The sequence below is a fragment of the Bartonella vinsonii subsp. vinsonii genome (assembly GCF_902825235.1).
Classification (GTDB): Bacteria; Pseudomonadota; Alphaproteobacteria; order Rhizobiales; family Rhizobiaceae; genus Bartonella; species Bartonella vinsonii.
Genome location: NZ_CADEAJ010000005.1, coordinates 93,907 through 113,645 on the forward strand (window position 1 = coordinate 93,907; position 19,739 = coordinate 113,645).

Here is a 19,739-nt window from a genome sequence, read left to right on the forward strand (position 1 = left end):
TGTTCAAAGCAAGAGCACCTATGCGTTGTCTTTCAAAATATTTACGAGTTTAAGCAATGAAACGAAAAATAACTTTTTTTCTCATCTTAACCATGGCCCTTACCGGCTGTGCTTCTCTGAGTGGCCCCAAAAAACCACCACGTTGTAATGGGAAACAGACCCGCGTTTTAAATAGGGATAAGTGGGATTGGGACAATAGAACCACACGGCAAGAAAAAATTGTAAAGCCTGTGACGACACCTCTCATCCTTAACACCCTAGAAAGTGAAAAAGCAACAGCGGTTGTCACACCGAATACAGCTTCATTCAACGCAATAAACCATGAAACGCTCTTTGATCAAACTGCGGAGGTCGCGCGTGAACAGTGAAGCACTCAAAGAATATATAAAAGAAGCACGTTCATTCGATATTGATCGCATGCATGGCATGCGGATGCGGATGAAAATTGCCATGGCTCTCACCGTGCTTTTTGGATTAATGACGATTGCCTTAGCTTTGGCGGTAGCAGCATTAACACCCTTAAAAACCGTAGAACCTTTTGTTATTCGTGTTGATAATTCAACAGGCATTGTTGATACGATAAGTGCACTAAAAGACTCTCCCAACGACTATGACGAAGCAATAACACGTTATTTTGCTGCCAAATATGTTCGTGCACGCGAAGGATTTCAAGCATCAGAGGCAGAAAACAATTTTAGCCTGATCTCTCTTTTATCTTCTCCAGCAGAACAAAATCGTTTTGCCAAATGGTATGCGGGCAACAATCCAGAAAGTCCACAAAATATCTATCAAAATATGATTGTTACGGTCACAATCAAATCAATTTCCTTTTTAAGCAAAGATCTTATCCAAGTGCGTTACTACAAAACGCTCAGAGAACTAAATGGAAAAGAAAATATTTCCCATTGGGTTTCGATCTTAAATTTTTCTTACATTAATGCACAAATTTCAACGACAGATCGCTTAATCAACCCCCTTGGCTTTCAAGTGTCGGAATATAGAACCGATCCAGAGGTGATACAATGAGCCAATTTTTAAAAATAGTCTTTTTAGCTTTCATCGTAGCAATAAACTGCTATACAGTCTCCTTATATGCAGAGACAGCACCTGTGAGTGCCCGCAAAGACAATCGCATTCGATTTGTCAATTATGATCCATATAATGTCGTACAAATCATTGGTTCTATTCGTTCTTCGGTTCAGCTTGAATTTGCCGATGATGAAGAAGTGACCTATGTGGGAATTGGCAATTCCGTTGCTTGGCAAGTTGCACCAGCTGGTCACTTTGTTTTTCTAAAACCGCGCGAAGTGCAGCCTGTCACCAATTTACAAATTGTCACAAGCCGCCAAGACGGAACAAAACGCTCTTATCAGTTTGAACTCCAAGTACGTGAAGGCGATGTTTCAGCGGGAAATGATACTTATTTCTTGGTAAAGTTTCGTTATCCAGAAGATGAAGCCTTGCGTAAAAAACTCGCCGAAGCAGCAAAAGCCGAACAGCACGAGGAAGATTTTGTCAATGATATTTTAAATACCCATGAAGATTTTGGACCCCGCAATTGGGCTTATGAAGCACAAGGTTCCCCCCTCATTGAACCAAGCTCTGTCTATGACAACGGAAAAACAACTACCTTTACATTTTTGGGCAATAGCGAAATTCCTGCCATTTACCTTGTATCGCGTGATGGACAAGAATCTCTCGTTCCAAAATCGATTAAAGGCAACAAGGTCATTGTTCATGCGACAGCGGCGCAATTTACTCTGCGCCGTGGCAATGACGTGCTTTGTATCTTCAATAGAAGGTTCGTGCCGGAAGGAATCAACCCTGAAACTGGAACAACATCACCATCTGTACAACGTAAAGTGCACATAGGAAACAGCCATGAATGACACAATGGATGAAAAAGGCATCAATGATCGCGATACGATAAAAGACGCTCGAGGAAAAAACCAACATAGCAATATAGGCAAGGCAGTTACTCTTGTTATTCTTTTTAGTGTGTGTCTTTATTTAGCCTATTCAACGCTTGCCACAGACAAAAAACCACCTGTTGAAGTTCAAAAAGAAGGAGTTATTAAGCAAACAGAACTTTTTCGCCCAGCAGAGCCAAAGCCTCTCTCTCTTCAACCAACTGAAAAAAATAATACTCCATTGCCAAAGGTTGAGCTACCAACACCCCAAATAAATCAAGCAGCGTCCGATGATAAACTTCTAGAAGCAGCACAACGTGCTCCTGTGTTAGCTTATGCGAATACACAGCAGAATAAAGCCCTCACAAATAATGGCTCTTTGTTGAATCAACTTGAAAACAAGTCTGATGAAACAGCACAACGCTTTAACAATCTTCTCAAGCCAACAACCCTCGCGGGTGTTCGCGCCTCAACACTTGGCAATCGTAACTATATCATCCCAATGGGCGCTTCCATTCCTTGTATCTTAGAAACGGCGATCAGCAGTGACCAACAAGGATTTACCAGTTGCATCATCTCCAGAGATATCTTGTCAGACAATGGTCGTGTTGTCCTTCTTGATAAAGGCACACAGATTGTTGGTGAATATCGCGCTGGATTGAAAAAAGGACAAAATCGGCTCTTTGTACTCTGGAATAGAGCCAAAACACCAAATGGCGTCATTATCGCATTAGCTTCACCCGCCACAGATTCTTTAGGGCGTTCTGGCATGGATGGAGATATTGACAACCATTGGTTAGAACGCATTGGATCTGCACTTCTTGTCTCGCTTATCAAAGATGGAACAAACTATGCGAAAAACCGCTTATTACAAGGCCAAGAAGAGAAGAAAGATTCTGAAACAATCTCTTCAGGAAAAAATATTGCCAATATTATCACAGAAAATTACGCCAATATTCCTCCAACATTGACCAAAAATCAAGGGGAAATGGTGAATGTTTTTGTTGCGCGTGATTTAGATTTTTCCAGTGTTTATAAATTGAAAGTCATTGAAAACAAACAACAGATTGTCCATCGCGCCCTTTCAAGAAATTTTTATAAAAACCCCACGGTGACTTTGAAATGAACCAAAACGCACACCATTTGAACGATGAAACCGTCGCAATTGTTTTAACAAAACTTGAACCCATCCGTGCTTTTTTACAAGATGAAAGTCTTTTTGAAATTGTCATCAATCGTCCCTATCAAGTCATGACTGAAGGGATTGAGGGGTGGAAAACAATAGAAGCTCCAGCCCTCTCCTTTGATGAGCTTATGGGGATCGCTAAAGTTGTCGCGTCCTATTCTAAGCAAAATATATCGGATAAAAATCCAATCTTATCCGCTACTCTACCAGAGAATGAGCGTATTCAAATTGTCATTCCTCCGGCGGTAGAAAAAGACACGATCAGTATGACAATTCGCAAACCATCATCACGCAATTTTTCCCTCGAAGATCTTGCAGACAAAGGTCTTTTTTCTGTGTGTGAACAAATCTCATTCACATCTTTAAGTGATTATCAATCGCGTTTTCATGAACTGAAAAGCGTTGAACATGACTTGATAACCGCTTACTGTAATAAGGACTTTGTCTCCTTTTTAAATCAAGCTGTAAAATACCAAAAAAATATTTTGATTGCAGGAAAAACCGGTTCGGGGAAGACAACATTGTCAAAGGCACTCATTGCCAAAATTCCTCATAATGAGCGTATTATCACCATTGAAGATACCCAAGAACTGATTGTGCCTCAACCCAATCATGTTTCTATGATCTATTCAAAAGATGGGCAAGGTTTAGCCTCTATTGGTCCCAAAGAATTGCTTGAATCTTCTTTGCGCATGCGTCCTGACCGCATTCTTTTACAAGAGCTTCGAGATGGGACAGCCTTTTATTATATCCGCAATGTGAATTCAGGCCATCCAGGTTCGATTACGACGGTTCATGCCTCAACAGCACTTGCTGCCTTTGAACAAATGACCCTTTTGGTCAAAGAAAGTGAAGGCGGAAGTGATTTAGAGCGGGATGATATTCGAGGCCTGTTGATCTCAATGATTGATATCATCATCCAGTGTAAACGGGTTGAAGGAAAATTTAAGGTCACAGAAATCTATTATGATCCATTCAAACAACGAAACATCTTTGGGGGGTAACGCGAGGGAGAAAACCTCTGCTGTAAAAAACTTTTAAAGCAACTGTTGAAAAACGCTAAAGGAAAAATAAATGAAAACAAAGAGAACAGAAAATCTTTCCCCTCCTACAGCGGAAGAATTGAAAGAACGCCGCGAAGCCGTTGATGCCGCCATCAACAGCCATGAAATTGAAGGGTTAACACTTCATCCCAAAACACTGGAAATTTTAGAAAGGTACGCAAGAGGGGATATTTCACTCGAAGAATTTAACACTCTTATGGACAACGCTCTCTTATAAGGTGGTCATTATGCCAAAAGCAAAGTCAAAAACAAGAGGAATCCCCTCACCTCTTCATTATGTCTATCCTGGTACAAAAATACTCAAAAACAAATATGGAGAAACAAATTTACAACGCTTTCTGGAAAAATGTTCCTCTGATATAGAAGCGGCAATAAAGGCGCTGCGTGAAGAACCGCTGCCAGAATATTTTGATTGTGCTTATCTATGCCATCTCCATCAGCAGTTGTTTAAGAACACATTTGAATGGGCTGGACAGCTACGCAATGCCCCCTTCACATTTGCAGACGATACCACTGCCACCATGCCAGAAATGCACAGAGTGGAAAGGGATTATGCTTTTGTAAGCGGTGAAGAAATCCCCGAAAGCTTACAAAGATTAGAGGAAACGCTTGCTGAAAAAAACAATTTGCAAGGCTTAACGCGCCAAGAATTTATCTCTGAAGCCGTAGAACTGTTTGTTTCTCTCAAATATACACACCCATTCATAGATGGCAATGAACACACAGAACAACTCTTTTTTGAAAAGCTTGCCCAAGCAGCAGGACATCGGCTTGACTTTTCGCTTGTAACAAAAGAACGCATGATGACTGCCTATAGCGAAGCAACACAACATGGCAATACACACCGGATGAAAGATCTTTTTGAAGATATCTCCAATCCAGAAAAAACGCTTCTTTTAAAGAAATTCATGAGCAACATGAAAGAACTTGAGCACGATGTTCATGATCGTATTGTTATAGCTGCACAAGAAGGTGTAACTTACCTAGGAACCTATAAAGGTGGCAATTTTGGTGGCTTTGAGCTCGATGCACAAGGAATTTGCATCATCGGTAACAGTGAGCATCTCACGCCAGAACAACGGAAAACATTAAAACCTGGAGATATCATTACCTTTACAGCCCTAACGGCGCAAGAGCTTGAAAACACGCTCATTCCTAAAGAAACACTCGCACCTCTCACATCAAGTGAATTTGCCGAAAAGGTTGCACAAAGTGCCCGTGTTCAAACAGCTAGAGACCAAATTCGACATTTTTCAAAACTTGTTTATGGAAGCCCAAAAGCATTAGACGAACGGATGGGTGAGATTTTTAAAAATCCAGATTTAGGCCAACGGCTTGCTAGCCAAATTGAACGCACGCCTCACTCTATTACTCCTCTTGCAGGTTTTGACCTCCTTTTCTTCAAAACTTCAGCGCGCACAAATGCGCAACAGCATGTGAAACTGCTCTGTGGCGCAATTGTCAATTATGCGGATGCTGTAATACAGACGCGTTTTGTAATCACTCAAGAACATCAAATCGAACAAAACCGCTGCGGAAAAGCGGTAGAGAAGCCAAGTCAAAACTTGCAAAATCTCTTTTGCTTATCACCAGAAAAACAAAGAGAAGCTTTGTCTCAATCTCCTTCATTATACAAAGAACTTCGCGCTTTTATATGTAGCATAGAGCGTCGTCTCTCATCAGACGAACACCGTGCGATCAAACACCATGATTATGAAGCTCTCGCTCAAAGTCTTGGTGTCTCAGAACAAAAAGCACAAGAAATTACAAGCACTGTTCAGAAAGCCAAAGAAACCGATAAGCAAGCCTGCACCCGCATACTCAATCGCTCAAATGCACTGGCTATGGCCAGTTAAAAACCCAGCCAAAAACGATGAGATCCTGCCTCTTTCATGTGAACACCCATAAGCTGAAAGATGTTTCAACACTCTCTCCCACATAAAAAAGGAGACAGACTTCATTTAAAACGCTGGAAATTTTAGAGAAATATGCAAGGGGCGATATTTCATTCGAGAAATTTAACACTTTTACCCCCCCTACATGATAAGGAGATAATAATGCCAAAAGCAAAATCAAAAATAAAAAATACAGTATCCATCTCTCCCCATCATTATACCTATCCTAGTAGCGTCACACTCAAAAATAAATATGGAACGAAAAACTTAGCCTCTTTTCTGGAAAAATGCTCGCATGATACAACAAAAGCGTTGATTAATCTTCGTGAAGAACCTCTTCCAGAATACTTTGATAGCTCCTATCTAAAATATATTCACAAATGCTTGTTTGAAAATACGTTTGAATGGGCTGGTCATACCCGTGATGAAGTCTTTACATTTGCAGATGGCACCTCTGCTGCCATGCCAGAAATGAAAAGAACAGGTTGGGAAAATCCTTTTGCCATTGGTGATGAAATCCGAGAAGGTTTACAAAAATTAGATCAGACACTTTTTGAAAAGAACAATTTGCAAAACTTAACACGCGAAGAATTTATTTCTGAAGCAATGGAAATGTTTAACTCTCTTAACCATATCCACCCATTCAGAGAAGGCAATGGACGCACACAACGGTTCTTTTTTGAAAATCTAGCCAAAGCAGCAGGACATTCGCTTGACTTTTCACTTGTAACAAAAGAACGCATGATGCTCGCTAGTATTGCGGTAGAAAAAGAAGGTAATCTGGAGCCTATGAAGCATCTGTTTGAAGATATTTCTCATCCAGAAAAAATACTTCTTTTAAAAGAGTTCATGGACAATATGAAAGAAAGTGGGCGCAATGTTAATGATCGCCCTGTTATGGTTGCAAAGGAAGGCGAAACTTACACAGGCCTCTTTAGAGGTATGGGTGTTGAGGGCTTTGCATTCAATGTGAAAGGTGCCTTCATTATCGGCAACAAAGAGCATCTCACACCAGAACAACTGAAAACATTAAAATCCGGTGAGAGGTTCACCTTTACAGTCCCCAGGACACAAGAGCTTGAAAAAATTCTCATCCCAGAAGAGACATTAGCCCCTTTAAGCAAAAGTGAACTTTTTGAAAAGGTTGCAGAAGATGCCTGTGTCCACACATGTCGACAACAAATCCAACATTTATCAAAAACTATTTATGGCAGTTCAAAAACACTAGATAAAGAGATGGTGAAGATTATTAAAAATCCAGAACTTGGGCAACAACTTTCCAATCAGATTAACAGATCTCCCAGTTCTGTTGCTAATCTCGTAGGTTTTGACCTCTTTTGTCTCAAAACTTCAGCGCGCGCAAATGCTGAAGAGCATGTTGAAACACTCTGTTGTGCCATTGTAAATTTCGCCCATGCTGTAAGACATGCTGAAAAGGAAATTACGCAAGAGCATCAAGCAGAACAAAACCGTCGCGGACAAAAAGTAGTAATGCCAAGTAAAGACTTGAAAGATCTTCTCACCTTACCAAAAGAATTACAGCAAGAAGCATTAGAAAACAATTCTTCCCTTCAAAAAGAGCTCTGTACTCTCTTAAAAAATATCAAGGGCCGTCTCTCATCAACCGAGCATAAAGCAGTCAGGGATGGTGATCATGGGACACTCGCGAAAAGCCTTGGTGTCTCAGAACGTAAAGCGCAGGAAATTACAGAAATCACCAAACAAGCCAGAGAAGCACACCAACAAGTGCAAACACGCACAGCCAGTCACTCAAAAGCGCTTGCTATGGCGAGCTAAACCGTTTGAATCCGGTTTCCTTCATTTAAACACTCATAGCTGGGAGATGTTCTGACATTCTCCCGCTCCTGAAAAAAAAGAAAGTTGATGAACGCCCACCCACCGCTTTTGAAATGATCCTTTCCGGCATACCCCGTAATTTTAGATCATATCTCGATAAAAACTGGATAAGACTACAATGAAATATACCAAAATGCAACTTGTACTTATTTTAGCCCCCATTGCTTTAGGAATTTTAACGATATTCCTCGTTCCTCATTTGTTGCTGTTTATCATCACTGGGCTAAAGAACTCTCAAGTCTATTGGTATCTGCGCTCAGAACCCTTATTAGTACTCGTGCTCATTGCTGCTGTTTCATTATTTTACAACTTATCGCAAAAACTGTATCTACGCAAAGCGATCACACTTATCTCCGCTGTCTTTTTTGGCATCATAGCTTTTTCCTACATTTGGAGTGAAATAAAACGCTTAAGTCCCTATGTTGGTCAACAAGGGATAACGTGGAGTTATGCCCTCAAATTCATGGATCCCATGGTTGTCTTTGGCATTATTGGCGGCGTTGCTCTGTTAGCCATTCAAATCATGACACTCTCTCCACGAACAAACAAGATCAAGCGTGCCAAAAAAGGCGTTTTTGGAGATGCCTCATGGATGCATTTAAGAGATGCAGCCAAAATTTTTCCTGCCAACGGCCAAATTGTCGTTGGTGAGAGATGCCGCGTTGATCAAGACAGTGTGCGCAATATTCCCTTTGCTCCTGGAGATAAAACAACATGGGGGAAAGGGGGGAAAGTGCCTTTGCTCACCTTTAATCTTGATTTCGGTTCAACGCACATGATCTTTTTCGCTGGTTCTGGTGGATATAAAACCACAAGTACAGTGATACCAACATGTTTAACATATCCAGGTTCTATTGTTTGCCTTGACCCTTCAACCGAAGTTGCTCCAATCGTCAAATTTGCTCGCCAAAAGATGGGCAATAGAAATGTTATTGTTCTTGATCCCAATTCCATCTTAACAAAAAATTTTAATGTGCTCGATTGGCTTTTAGACGAGAGCGTGCCACGCACACAACGTGAAGCCAATATTGTGGGTTTTTCCAAATTGCTGCTTACAGATAAAAAATCAGAGAATTCTTCAGCAGAATATTTTTCGACACAAGCCCATAACCTTTTAACTGCTCTTCTTGCACATGTCATATTTTCTGACGAATATGAAGACAGTGAACGCAATTTAAAAACATTACGTGGGATTTTGTCTCAATCAGAAACGGCGGTTGTCAATCAATTACGGATGATTCAAGAAACAACCCCTTCTCCTTTTATTCGTGAAATGGTTGGTATTTTCACAGAAATGGCAGAACAAACCTTTTCAGGGGTCTATACAACCGCCTCAAAGGACACCCAATGGCTTTCTTTGTCAAACTACGCTAATCTGGTCTGTGGAGATGATTTTGCATCCTCAGATATTACCAATGGCAATACCGATATTTTTCTCAATCTCCCTGCAAGCATTTTAAACAGTTATCCAGCGATTGGGCGAGTGATTATTGGCGCCTTTTTAAATGCCATGATTACAGCTGATGGAAACTACAAAAAGCGTGTTTTGTTTGTCTTGGATGAAGTTGATCTTCTTGGTTATATGAACATTTTAGAAGAAGCACGAGACCGTGGTCGTAAATATGGCACGTCCCTCATGCTTTTTTATCAATCCACTGGTCAGTTGATCAATCACTTTGGAGAAGCTGGAGCACGATCATGGTTTGAAAGCTGCTCCTTTGTGAGTTATGCCGCCATTAAAGACCTCCAAACAGCCAAAGACATTTCAGAACGCTGTGGTCAAATGACCGTTGAAGTCGCTGGAACCAGCAAATCGAGAGGTTTATCTTTAGGCAAGAGCTCTTACAACATCAATTATCAACAAAGAGCGCTGATTTTACCGCATGAAATTATTCAAGAGATGCGTCAAGACGAACAAATTATTCTTATGCAAGGACACCCCCCTTTACGATGTGGTCGAGCGATCTATTTTAGAAGAAAAGAAATGTTAGCGGCTGCTGAAAAAAACCGTTTTGCCCCACAAGCAAAGAAAAACTGAAAAACACCCTCTTATGGGTCGTGCGTCTTAAGGACACAACAACAGTATAAGAGAAAAAAACAGACATCCTCTAAAATCCCTTTAAAAGGAATTTCTGTATGGACCAACAAAAAAACAATCATGAAGCAGAATTCTTGATCACTGCTTTTATGCGTGTGACCACCAACACCAACGCCCATTATGACAGCATCCATTATAAAAAGCCCCAAAAACACCCAATGGCGATCACGACCACCCTATCTCTTCTTCAAACGCCTCTCAAAGAGCTTTTGAAGAGAGCAGCTTTGAAAGAAATGTTCTTGATGACAAAAATAAACAACAAGAAAACACACATCAAAGAAGCTGTCCTCACGCACATGAAAAAAATAACATGCATGCAAATAATGCAAACAAACCATCAATTCTTCTGCCAAAAGCATGATAAAAACACCATAAAACCGTTGATACAGCCAGCAACATCTATACGGCGCTCTAGAGTTGAGGGATTAAACCTCTCTCCCGAAAGGCTTAAAATCTCAAAAGAATACGCGAAGGGGGGATTTTCCACGAAGCGTTTCGCACGCTTACCCACCACCCCCTTTACTTTAAGGAACAAAAAAGATGTTGGAGCAAAATTACCTCTATAAAAATGGCCAAGCACTAAAAAATAAATATGGCATCAAGGACCCACAAAGACTATATAAGCGCTGTGCCCACGACACCGCCAGAGCAGCCGTGAATTTTCGCCATGAACCACCCCCACAAAAATTTGATGCCGCCTATATAAAAACAATCCACTGGAGCCTTTTCTATCAGACTTTTGAATGGGCCGGACAAACCCGCGATAAAGCCTTTACTTTTGCAGATGGATCCACTGCTCGTATGCCCGCCATGCGACCAAAAGGTCATGAAGTACCCTTTGCAGTCGGTTCACAAATTCAAAAAGAACTAAAACAATTAGAGCGAAGACTTAGCGCAAAAAACAATTTACGAGGTTTATCACGCCAAGAATTTGCTGCAGAAGCCGCTGAAGTTTTTATGGCTCTAAACCATGCGCATCCTTTTCGAAAAGGCAATGGACGTGTCAGTCGTATGTTTATGGAAAAGCTTGGACAAGCAGCAGGCCATCAAATTGATTTTTCTTTTGTGACACAACAACGCATGACTGTTGCCTGTGTTGAAGCAATGCAACATAACAATCCACAACCCATGAAAGATCTTTTTGAAGATATCACCCATCCACAAAAAGCATTTCTTTTAAAAGAATTCATCTCCCAAATGAGAAATTCTGGACTCTCTGAAATCAATAATCGTGTTGTTATAGCAGCAAAAGAAGGTGTAACCTATGAGGGCATCTATAGAGGTTCTTCCGCAGAAGGTTTTGTTATGGAAGTGGATGGTGTTTTCGTCATCGGCCATAAAGATGATCTTACACCCGAGCAAGTGAAGACATTACGAAATGGTGCCCAAGTCTGTTTTGAAAAAACCAACATTCAAAACTTAAGAGAAACCCTGATTCCAAAAGAAAACTTAGCGCCACTCACGAATGAAGAATTGTTTGCAAGAGTTGCAAATGATCCTTTTGTTGAAACATGCCGAAAAGAAGTCGAGAATTTACTAAAGACTGTTTATAGAAACCCAAGAGTTTTAAATACACAGCTGGATATGATAGCAACAGATTCCGATTTAGGCGAACAGATTGCGGACCAAATAACACAAAATCCAACATCCATTTGTAAGCTTGCAGGAAGAAAAGTGCTTGGTATAAGGAGCCCCGCTCGCAGACGGGCTGAAGAAAAACTTTCAAATTTGAGTGAAGCATTTAGAACTTATTCCACAGTGGCACAGCAAACAAAAGAAGACGTTCTAGAACAGCATACAAGAGAACAAAACCGTTTGAGCCAACCTGTCGAAAAACCTGAGAGAGCTTTACAAAACCTTTTTTCTTTACCCCTCGAACAACAAAGAGAAGCCTTATTACATTCTTCTGCACTCCAACAAAAACTCCATGTTTTTTCGCGCCAATTACACAATCGTTTATCATCAGAGGAGCGTCAAGCCATACAAGAAAAAGATTGTACAAGACTTGCTTGCCTGCTTGGTACATCGGAAAGTAAAGCAAAAGAGATTACCAAAGTCATGAAATGCACCAAAGAAGCACAATGTCAGATGCGATCTCTCAAAATCAGTCGCTCCTCATCATTAGCTCTTACCAGCTAAAGGCGGAGCTGTCATTTTGCTTTCCTTAATCCTCTCTTGGCGCAAGTTCTTACATCTCCATTGCGCCAAGAAATGTTCTAGAATGTTACAAAAAAACTTGCATAAAAAGAGCCCCCGTTATTTTATGTAACTTATTGATAAAATTTCACAAAAAAACTCTATAAAAGACACAAACATCAATTACAGTGGAGGAGAATAGCGCATAATCTTTGGAGCTCATTCAAATGAACACCTTATCTTTAGATAAAATCTATCGAAACATAAAGGTGGAGAATGCCCCAAAGAGGTTTTCTAAATTTTGAAAGGAAACATGCATGAAAAAACATCAACCCTCCCCTTCTCCACAATTTAACCCAGAAGAGCTCTACGCAAAGGTTAATAAACCGCAGAGAGACCAGCGTTCACAATCAGAACCAGAAGTCCTTTACGCTCAGGTTAAAAGACCGGAGAGAGGCCAGCGTCCACACTCAATCCCAGAAAATAATCCTTATGCCCCCCAAAAACCATCAAACCCAGAAAATGCCTATGCGGTGCCCCGTAGTGGGCTAAAACCCACACCATTAGTATCCCCCTATGCAGTAACTGATCTGCTTGGGGCAGAGGGGAGACCAGACTTTCAACGCCTAGAAAATCCTCTCTACGAAGGCGCTGAAGGGCATCACCCACGCCCACTATCAGAGCATCTCTACGCAGAGCTTGACTTTAGCCGACAGAGTGGGCAACGTCCTGCACAACCCGTAGAATCTGTCTATGCAACCGTTGGCAAGGGAAATGGTGGACCAGATGCTGACCATCGAGAAAATCTCATCTACCAAGGAGTGGAGAAAGGAAGAAGAACACCCCCCCCCAGGACACCACAAGATGAAGTGACTTCAAAGCTTGCACAAAACGTAAATTTCCAATATGGCGTAGCAGAAGTCCAAGAGTGGTGCAAAGTTGTTTATGGTAACCAGCATGCCTTGAACAACCAACTTGCTAAGATTCTTGAAAATCCTAGACAAGGAGAAAAAATCTTACGAGACCTTTTAGAAAATCCTGAAGGTCCTGGTAAGCTTGCCGGTCAAAAGCTATTTGGCGTAAAAAGTCCAGCCCGTCGAGAAGCGGAAGATGGCTTTCGTCCCCTTTGTGAAGCTTTTGAACGGCATATGAGAATAACCGCAAATACACACAAGGATCTTACAAAAAATCTCGAGAGGGGACAGGGAAGTCCAGAAAGACAAGAGCACAAACCTCACCACCGTCATCACCAGCATCACGACAGAGGAAGAGAGCAGAGCGCTCATCAGCAAGAACAACAACGCAGCAGATCTCCTTCCCCAAAAGGAATGGCTTATGCGATGTAAGTGTGCACGATAACAACACATAAAATCTTTCCTGTTATGTGATCATTTGTTATTTTATCATTTTTTTATCTTATCTCTTGGCGCAATCGCTCTGTTTCGATTGCGCCAAGAATTGTTATGAAATATGACAAAAAAGTGGTCCATAAGAAATCTCATAATTTTATATAAGTTATTGATAAAATTTCACAAAAAAACTCTATAAAAGACACAAATATCCATTACGATAGCAACGAATAGCGCAAGTCTTTGGAAGCCCTTCACATTTATGTCCTCTTCAAATTGATCCTTTGTCTAAAAGCTTCAAACAATAAAGGTGAAGAATGCGCCAAAGAGGTTTTCTCAAACAATGATAAAAAGGAAACGTGCATGAAAAAAAACCAACCCCCTCCTCTACAGCTTTCAGTACAAGAACGCATAAAACTCTACGAACAAACCGCTGCAGATCACACTTCCTCAGAAATCCTCTCCTCAAAATCTACCCCACAAAGCAAAAAACCGTCTCCTGCCTTAAAAGAAAAACAACAAAGACACTCTGTAAGAAACACGACAGCGCAAAATGAAGAGGAAACTCTTTACGCAACAGCAGCTTTACAAACAACAACAAGGGTTCTCTCAGAAGCACAAATCATGAAGCTTCTTCCACACAGCCAATTGGTGAAAGCATATCAAGAAAAAATCCAAAGTTTGTGCAAAATTGTTTATGGCAACGAAAATCTTTTACAAGAAAAAATAGGGGAAATTCAAAAAAATCCCACTCTGGGAGAAAGCCTTTCATGGCAAATTTCAGCACAGCCGGAGAGTTTTTCTAAGCTTGCCGGTTTCAATCTATGGGGCATAAAAAACAGCGCCCGCAAAAATGCAGAAGAAAATCTTCCTACCCTTTGTGACGCTATTGCTGGTTACGGAGAAGCTGTACAATATGCAAGAGAAGACTTGTCGATAACCCCAGACGCAGTCCTCACATATTATGAACAATCAATGGGCCGTGAGGCTGTCGCCAAAATCTTGCAAAGTTCAAATCAATCTGAAAAGGAGAATGCAGAAATTTCTACCATGATTCAACAAAATCCAACGGTTACAAGATATCAGGCACGTATCAAATATTGGTGCCATGTCGTTTTTGGCAAATCGAATATTTTGGCAAGCAAAATGGAAGAAATTCTCCACAATCCTGCTATGGCAGAGGAATTGACATGGCAACTTGCCGCATACCCTCAATCACTTCATAACTATGCTGGTATGAAAGTGTGTGGCTTAAAAAATAGTGTCCGCAGACATGCTGAAGCCGGCCTTCCCTCCCTGATTGACACCATTGACAATTATGCAAATGCCGTTCATTTGCTAAAAGAGAGCCTTGTGCAATCCCAACAACTGCAACAAAAAACCCATGCCCCCTCTGCTGAACTGGCTAAAGACTTAAAAAAACAAAAAGATTTAACCAAGTCTTCTAAACTTCCTGAATATCTATCCTCCACCCCCCATCATGAGGCGAGAAAAACCTCTCAACAAACACACGAAAGAACACAGGACACTCATTCTCGCAAAAAAACCGCAGCCAAAACGATGGCTTTTGCCAGCTAAGCATAGATAAACTTGAGTTTTTCATGTTGTTCTTGGCGCGATTTCCGCAAAGGAGTTTGCACCAAGTGCCATAAATAACATAAAGGAGAAGCTTTATCAGAATTTCCTCATTATTTGACCTAACTTATTCATAAACCTGCATATTGACAAATATTGATAATGATCTGCACGAAAAACACAAAATCTTTTGAAAGTATTTTTAGCCTCCTCCATAAAAAACGATGAAAAAGCATCACGATGGAGAGAGAACAGCGAAGGGGGATTGAACACAAAGAGTATAAAAGTTTGAAAGGAAACATGCATGAAAAAAAGACAACTCTCCCCTTTTGTAGCAAAAATGATGGAAAAATTTCAAGAACAGGATGAACAATCTCCCACAACGCTAACTCACCCCGAAACTTCCCCAGAGGAGCAAAAATCATCTCTCCCCGAACGCCCAGAAGAAACCACACCCACAAGAGCTGCTCCACAAAGACCACCACGCGCAAGAGACAGACAGCAAAGCAACATAACCACACAAGAAAGTGAAACCATACCCACAAGAGCTGTTCCACAAAGACCACCACGCGCAAGAGACAGACAGCAAAGCAACATAACCACACAAGAAAGTGAAACCACACCCACAAGAGCTGTTCCACAAAGACCACCGCGTGCAAGAGACAGACAGCAAAGCAACATAACCACACAAGAAAGTGAAACCACACCCACAAGAGCTGTTCCACAAAGACCACCGCGTGCAAGAGACAAGCAACAAAGCGACATAAGTGTACAACAGAGTGCAGGCATCTACCCAACGGTTATTTTACAAAAACCACCACATACGAGAAGCATGCAGGCAAACAGCACCTCATCTGAAGAAAGCGAAGGCCTCTACGCATCACCTGCTCCACCAACTCCACCCAAAATGCGACACACTAGAGGCGTGCAAACAAGCAGCACTTCATCTGAAGAACGTGAGGATCTATACGCAACACCTGCCCCCCCAAAACCACCACGTATAAGAAAAAAAGAGCAAAGCAATACAACTACTCCAGTTGTTTCTTCCTCAAGAATAAGTATGTCTCTCTCACAAGAGGAAATTATCCTCAAAGTGAGAAACAATAGGTTGGTCCAAACCTGTAAAGACGAAGTCAAAAGTTTGTCTCAAACTGTTTATGGTAACCCAGATATTTTTGAAAAAAAACTTACAGAAATTGAAAAAAATCCCATCTTGGGTGAAAGTCTTTCGTGGCAAGTTGCAGGAAATCCTAAACTTGTTGCGAAACTTGCTGGAAAACAAATTTTGGGTATAAAAAATAAAGCACGCAAAGAGGCTGAAAAGCAGGTTTCACCCCTCTGTCTTGCCCTTGAAAATTATGCCGATAGTGTAAAACAGGCAAAAGAGAATATTTTTCAGAGCCATCTAGGAAGACAAACACACCATAGAGCGTCAATGGACCTAAAGGAAATAGCTGAAGATTTACAAAATCCGCGTAAGCCTGAGCAAGAAATGGCTCCCCTTTCGCATAAGGAAATTGCCCGCAGAGTTAAAAGTAATACATCGGTCAAATATTGTCATGCAGAAATTATATATTGGTGTACAGTTGCTTATAATGACCCAAGTATTTTGCAGTATAGCCTTGAAACAATTGAAAAAGTCCCTGATATGGGAGAAGAGCTTGCATGGCAAGTTACAAATTACCCTCAATTGTTTGGTAAACTTGCTGGTCACAATTTCCATGGCTTGAAAAGTAATACACGCAAAGAGGCTGAAAAAGCTCTTACACATCTAGGAAATGCCATTGAAGGTTATGCAGAAGCTATAAAACATGCAAAAGAAAACATTATAGAAAACCATCAGGAAAAACAAAAACGCCATGCTCATTCTAGCAGCCTAGAGAAAAGCTTGCAAAAACAGCAAGTTTCATCGAAACCTTCCAAACAGCTCGAGCATTCATCAGAAAATAGACAGCAAAAAACTGGTGAAACCTCTAGGCAAGCAGACAAAAGTTCACCAGACATGCGACCACAAAGAGCTGGAGCACAAAAAACAATGGCTTTCACCAGATAAACCGCTTTATTTTTCCTGCCCCTTTGGTGCAATAGACGAAAAATCATTGCACCAAAGTCCCTGTTGCTGTTGCAGAAAACCAAAAGTTCAATTTTTCTCTTATGACAAAAGCAGGATTTTTTCCGCACGACAACGCCGCACCATGGCGCTCCAGACCCCATAAAACATGCGCTTGAGAATAGTTCCAGTTCAGAAGAATTGCTTGTTTTAAAGGAATTCTACGCATGCCTTGAGAAGATTTAATAATGAAAAGAGTTAATGAAAAAAATATCGTTTTACAATGATAGTACAAAAAAGCCGTATAATCATGGTTCCTATGAAGGTTATAGACATGGATTCATGATGGATATCCATAAGACGAACATCATAGGAAATAAAAAACATCTCAAACCAGAGCAACCAATAATATTGACAATGAGTGCTTCTTCTTTTACAGCGCCACAAACAAAAAATCTGCAAAACACATTTCTTCCAAAAGAAAAAACAGTCCCTCTCGAAAAACAACCTCCATCTTTGGAAAATCAAGAAAAGAATATATCACCACGCAATTTTATTTATACAAACAGTGTCACGCTGAAAAATAAATATGGCATAACAGATTATGGTAAATTACAAATGCAGTGTGCCCACGACTCAGCAAAAGCAATCATTAATCTGCGCCAAGAAGCACCACCACAAAAGCTAACATCAGCCTATCTCCTCTATATTCATCACACTTTATTTAAAAACACTTTTGAATGGGCTGGAAAAACACGCGAGAAACCCTTTACCTTTAAAGATGGCACCGTTGCCTGTATGCCAGAAATGAAAAAAGCGAATATTTCTTTTGCATCAGGAAAAAAGGTCCAAGAGGGCCTTGAAAATTTAGACAGAACACTAACCGAGAAGAATAATTTCAAAGGCTTAAGCCGCGAAGCATTTGTTGAAAATGCTGCTGAAATGATGATACAACTGAACTATACGCATCCTTTCAGAGAGGGCAATGGACGCACGCAAAGGATGTTTTTTGAAAAACTTGCTGAAGTTGCAGGTCACAAGTTAGACTTTTCTCTGATCACCCAAGAACGCATGAATCTTGCCAGTATTGTATCAGTAAAATCTGGTGATTCAGAACCGATGAAGCATCTGTTTGACGATATTTCCAATCCAGAAAAAACGCTCATTTTAAAGGAATTCATAGACCACATGAAAAAGATCGGGGTTGAGAATATGAAAGAGCGTCTTGTTCTAACGGCGAAAGAAGAGGAAACCTATACAGGCTTCTATAGAGGCGGTGGCGCAAATGGCTTCATGATCGATGTTAAGGGTACTTTCATCATAGGGGATAAGAAACATCTTGCACCAGAGCAATTGAAAACACTAAAAATTGGTGATGCCATGACCTTTACAGTGCCCAAAGCTCAAGACTTACAACAAATACTCATTCCAGCAGAAAAAATAGCCCCACTCACAAAAGAAGAAATCATTGAAAGGATTAAAAAGGACACATCCATCCAAGCAAGGAAACAAACAATCGAAGTTTTGTGCAAAATTGTTTATGGTAATCCGCATATTTTAGAGGAAAAACTCGAAAAGATTCATGAAGATCCCCTTGAGGGTGAAAAACTTGCGTGCCAAATTATAAAATTCCCTAAATCTATTTCTAAGCTTGCTGGTATCAACATCAGTGGCATCATCAATAATAGGCGCGCACATGCTAAAGAAAATATTTTTCCCCTGTGTATCGCAATTGATCGTTACGCGGATACTTTTAAACAAGTAGAACAGGATATTCTGCGGGACCATTATGCAAAACAAAAGCGCTGTGAACAGTTGGTAGAAATTCCTAGAGAATGGATAAAAGATCTCTGTACCCTCTCAAAAGAACAACAGCAAAAAACCTTATCACAGTCTCTCGAACTCAGAGAAGAGATACGCGCTTATAGCAGAAAAATCAATGCACGCTTATCACCAAGCGAGCATGAAGCGATAAAAGAAAAGGATTACGAAAGGCTTGCTCAAATTATTGGCACATCCGTGAACAAAGCACAAGAAATTGCAAAAATCGTCCAATCTGTAAAAGAGATACGACAGAGCATTCCTGAGAGAGAGTTTTCTTGTCGTACATTTGAAGAGCACTCAGGACAAAATCTGCTTCAAACCATAAAAGAAAACAGTTACGAAAAATACATAAAAATTTTTAACCCAACAGCAATGAAAACAGAAAAAACAATAGAAATCACCATGCATGACAAAACGATACAACAGAGCATTCAACCACGTAAAGCTGAGTGTGCAAGAGCAATGTCCATCTAAAGGCACGCATAAAGCTTTAACTTTTTTCCTTCTTTCTTATGCTGGATTATCGCTTTAAGAGAGCTCTCTCCCATTGGTGATTTTCTTTCATCAAGAAAAAAGAAGCTGATCATGCTTTGAGAAAACAAAACAGAGAACTTGAGAAATCCCCAAATACCATATGGATAATATCGAGAAAAACAAAACAAAGCAGCAACAAGAGAACGATCAGTTTCACTCACTTTCTCTGCGTCTTTTTTATTCACTACATTGCTCCATATATTCGGCTTGAGAGAAAGAAAATATTGTTTTATGGGTGTTCTCAAAGCTTTCACGCAAGGG

The 19,739-nt window shown here is 40.6% G+C and carries 17 protein-coding genes; 15 read left to right on the forward strand and 2 right to left on the reverse strand.

The window, feature by feature from the left end; translation table 11 throughout:
- Positions 1-56: 56 nt before the first annotated feature.
- From J7R12_RS05265 to J7R12_RS05330, 14 genes are all read left to right on the forward strand, one after another.
- Complete coding sequence (locus tag J7R12_RS05265; protein ID WP_126603797.1) at positions 57-368, forward strand: type IV secretion system protein VirB7; 312 nt, start codon at positions 57-59, stop codon at positions 366-368.
- Positions 322-1,026: a virB8 family protein gene (locus J7R12_RS05270; protein ID WP_197721506.1), complete on the forward strand. Its 705-nt coding sequence runs from the start codon at positions 322-324 to the stop codon at positions 1,024-1,026. The genes J7R12_RS05265 and J7R12_RS05270 overlap by 47 nt, the downstream gene beginning before the upstream one ends.
- Complete coding sequence (virB9, locus tag J7R12_RS05275) at positions 1,023-1,889, forward strand: P-type conjugative transfer protein VirB9 (RefSeq protein ID WP_126603799.1); 867 nt, start codon at positions 1,023-1,025, stop codon at positions 1,887-1,889. Before J7R12_RS05270 ends, virB9 begins: the two co-directional genes overlap by 4 nt.
- A complete protein-coding gene (gene virB10, locus J7R12_RS05280) occupies positions 1,882-3,036 on the forward strand; it encodes a type IV secretion system protein VirB10 (RefSeq protein WP_126603800.1) in 1,155 nt (384 codons plus the stop codon). Before virB9 ends, virB10 begins: the two co-directional genes overlap by 8 nt.
- Positions 3,033-4,100, forward strand: coding sequence for a P-type DNA transfer ATPase VirB11 (virB11, locus tag J7R12_RS05285; RefSeq protein ID WP_126603801.1), 1,068 nt, complete (start codon positions 3,033-3,035; stop codon positions 4,098-4,100). The genes virB10 and virB11 overlap by 4 nt, the downstream gene beginning before the upstream one ends.
- A gap of 70 nt (positions 4,101-4,170) precedes the next feature.
- Positions 4,171-4,377 carry an antitoxin VbhA family protein gene (locus J7R12_RS05290; RefSeq protein WP_126603802.1) on the forward strand — a complete coding sequence of 69 codons (207 nt, stop codon included), beginning with the start codon at positions 4,171-4,173 and terminating at the stop codon, positions 4,375-4,377.
- 10 nt (positions 4,378-4,387) lie between these two features.
- The gene (locus J7R12_RS05295; RefSeq protein ID WP_126603803.1) at positions 4,388-6,016 is read left to right on the forward strand and encodes a BID domain-containing T4SS effector; all 1,629 of its coding nucleotides are present in this window, start codon (positions 4,388-4,390) and stop codon (positions 6,014-6,016) included.
- A 201-nt stretch (positions 6,017-6,217) separates the two neighbouring features.
- The gene (locus J7R12_RS05300) at positions 6,218-7,852 is read left to right on the forward strand and encodes a BID domain-containing T4SS effector (protein ID WP_126603804.1); all 1,635 of its coding nucleotides are present in this window, start codon (positions 6,218-6,220) and stop codon (positions 7,850-7,852) included.
- A gap of 178 nt (positions 7,853-8,030) precedes the next feature.
- Positions 8,031-9,950, forward strand: coding sequence for a Ti-type conjugative transfer system protein TraG (gene traG, locus J7R12_RS05305; protein ID WP_126603805.1), 1,920 nt, complete (start codon positions 8,031-8,033; stop codon positions 9,948-9,950).
- A gap of 98 nt (positions 9,951-10,048) precedes the next feature.
- On the forward strand, positions 10,049-10,576 hold the full coding sequence (locus J7R12_RS05310) for a hypothetical protein (protein ID WP_126603806.1): 528 nt from the start codon (positions 10,049-10,051) through the stop codon (positions 10,574-10,576).
- The gene (locus J7R12_RS05315) at positions 10,551-12,149 is read left to right on the forward strand and encodes a BID domain-containing T4SS effector (RefSeq protein WP_126603807.1); all 1,599 of its coding nucleotides are present in this window, start codon (positions 10,551-10,553) and stop codon (positions 12,147-12,149) included. Before J7R12_RS05310 ends, J7R12_RS05315 begins: the two co-directional genes overlap by 26 nt.
- 314 nt (positions 12,150-12,463) lie before the next feature.
- The gene (locus J7R12_RS05320; protein ID WP_126603808.1) at positions 12,464-13,492 is read left to right on the forward strand and encodes a BID domain-containing T4SS effector; all 1,029 of its coding nucleotides are present in this window, start codon (positions 12,464-12,466) and stop codon (positions 13,490-13,492) included.
- A 366-nt stretch (positions 13,493-13,858) separates the two neighbouring features.
- Complete coding sequence (locus tag J7R12_RS05325) at positions 13,859-15,073, forward strand: BID domain-containing T4SS effector (RefSeq protein WP_126603809.1); 1,215 nt, start codon at positions 13,859-13,861, stop codon at positions 15,071-15,073.
- Positions 15,074-15,374: 301 nt separating this feature from the next.
- On the forward strand, positions 15,375-17,123 hold the full coding sequence (locus J7R12_RS05330; protein ID WP_126603810.1) for a BID domain-containing T4SS effector: 1,749 nt from the start codon (positions 15,375-15,377) through the stop codon (positions 17,121-17,123).
- 43 nt (positions 17,124-17,166) lie between these two features.
- Here the strand turns inward: J7R12_RS05330 and J7R12_RS05335 are convergent, their stop codons facing one another.
- Positions 17,167-17,349, reverse strand: coding sequence for a hypothetical protein (locus J7R12_RS05335; protein WP_126603811.1), 183 nt, complete (start codon positions 17,347-17,349; stop codon positions 17,167-17,169).
- A gap of 32 nt (positions 17,350-17,381) precedes the next feature.
- Here J7R12_RS05335 and J7R12_RS05340 point away from each other — a divergent pair, with 32 nt between their 5' ends.
- On the forward strand, positions 17,382-19,418 hold the full coding sequence (locus J7R12_RS05340; protein ID WP_126603812.1) for a BID domain-containing T4SS effector: 2,037 nt from the start codon (positions 17,382-17,384) through the stop codon (positions 19,416-19,418).
- Here the strand turns inward: J7R12_RS05340 and J7R12_RS05345 are convergent.
- Complete coding sequence (locus tag J7R12_RS05345) at positions 19,415-19,663, reverse strand: hypothetical protein (RefSeq protein ID WP_126603813.1); 249 nt, start codon at positions 19,661-19,663, stop codon at positions 19,415-19,417. The genes J7R12_RS05340 and J7R12_RS05345 overlap by 4 nt on opposite strands.
- Positions 19,664-19,739 lie beyond the last annotated feature (76 nt).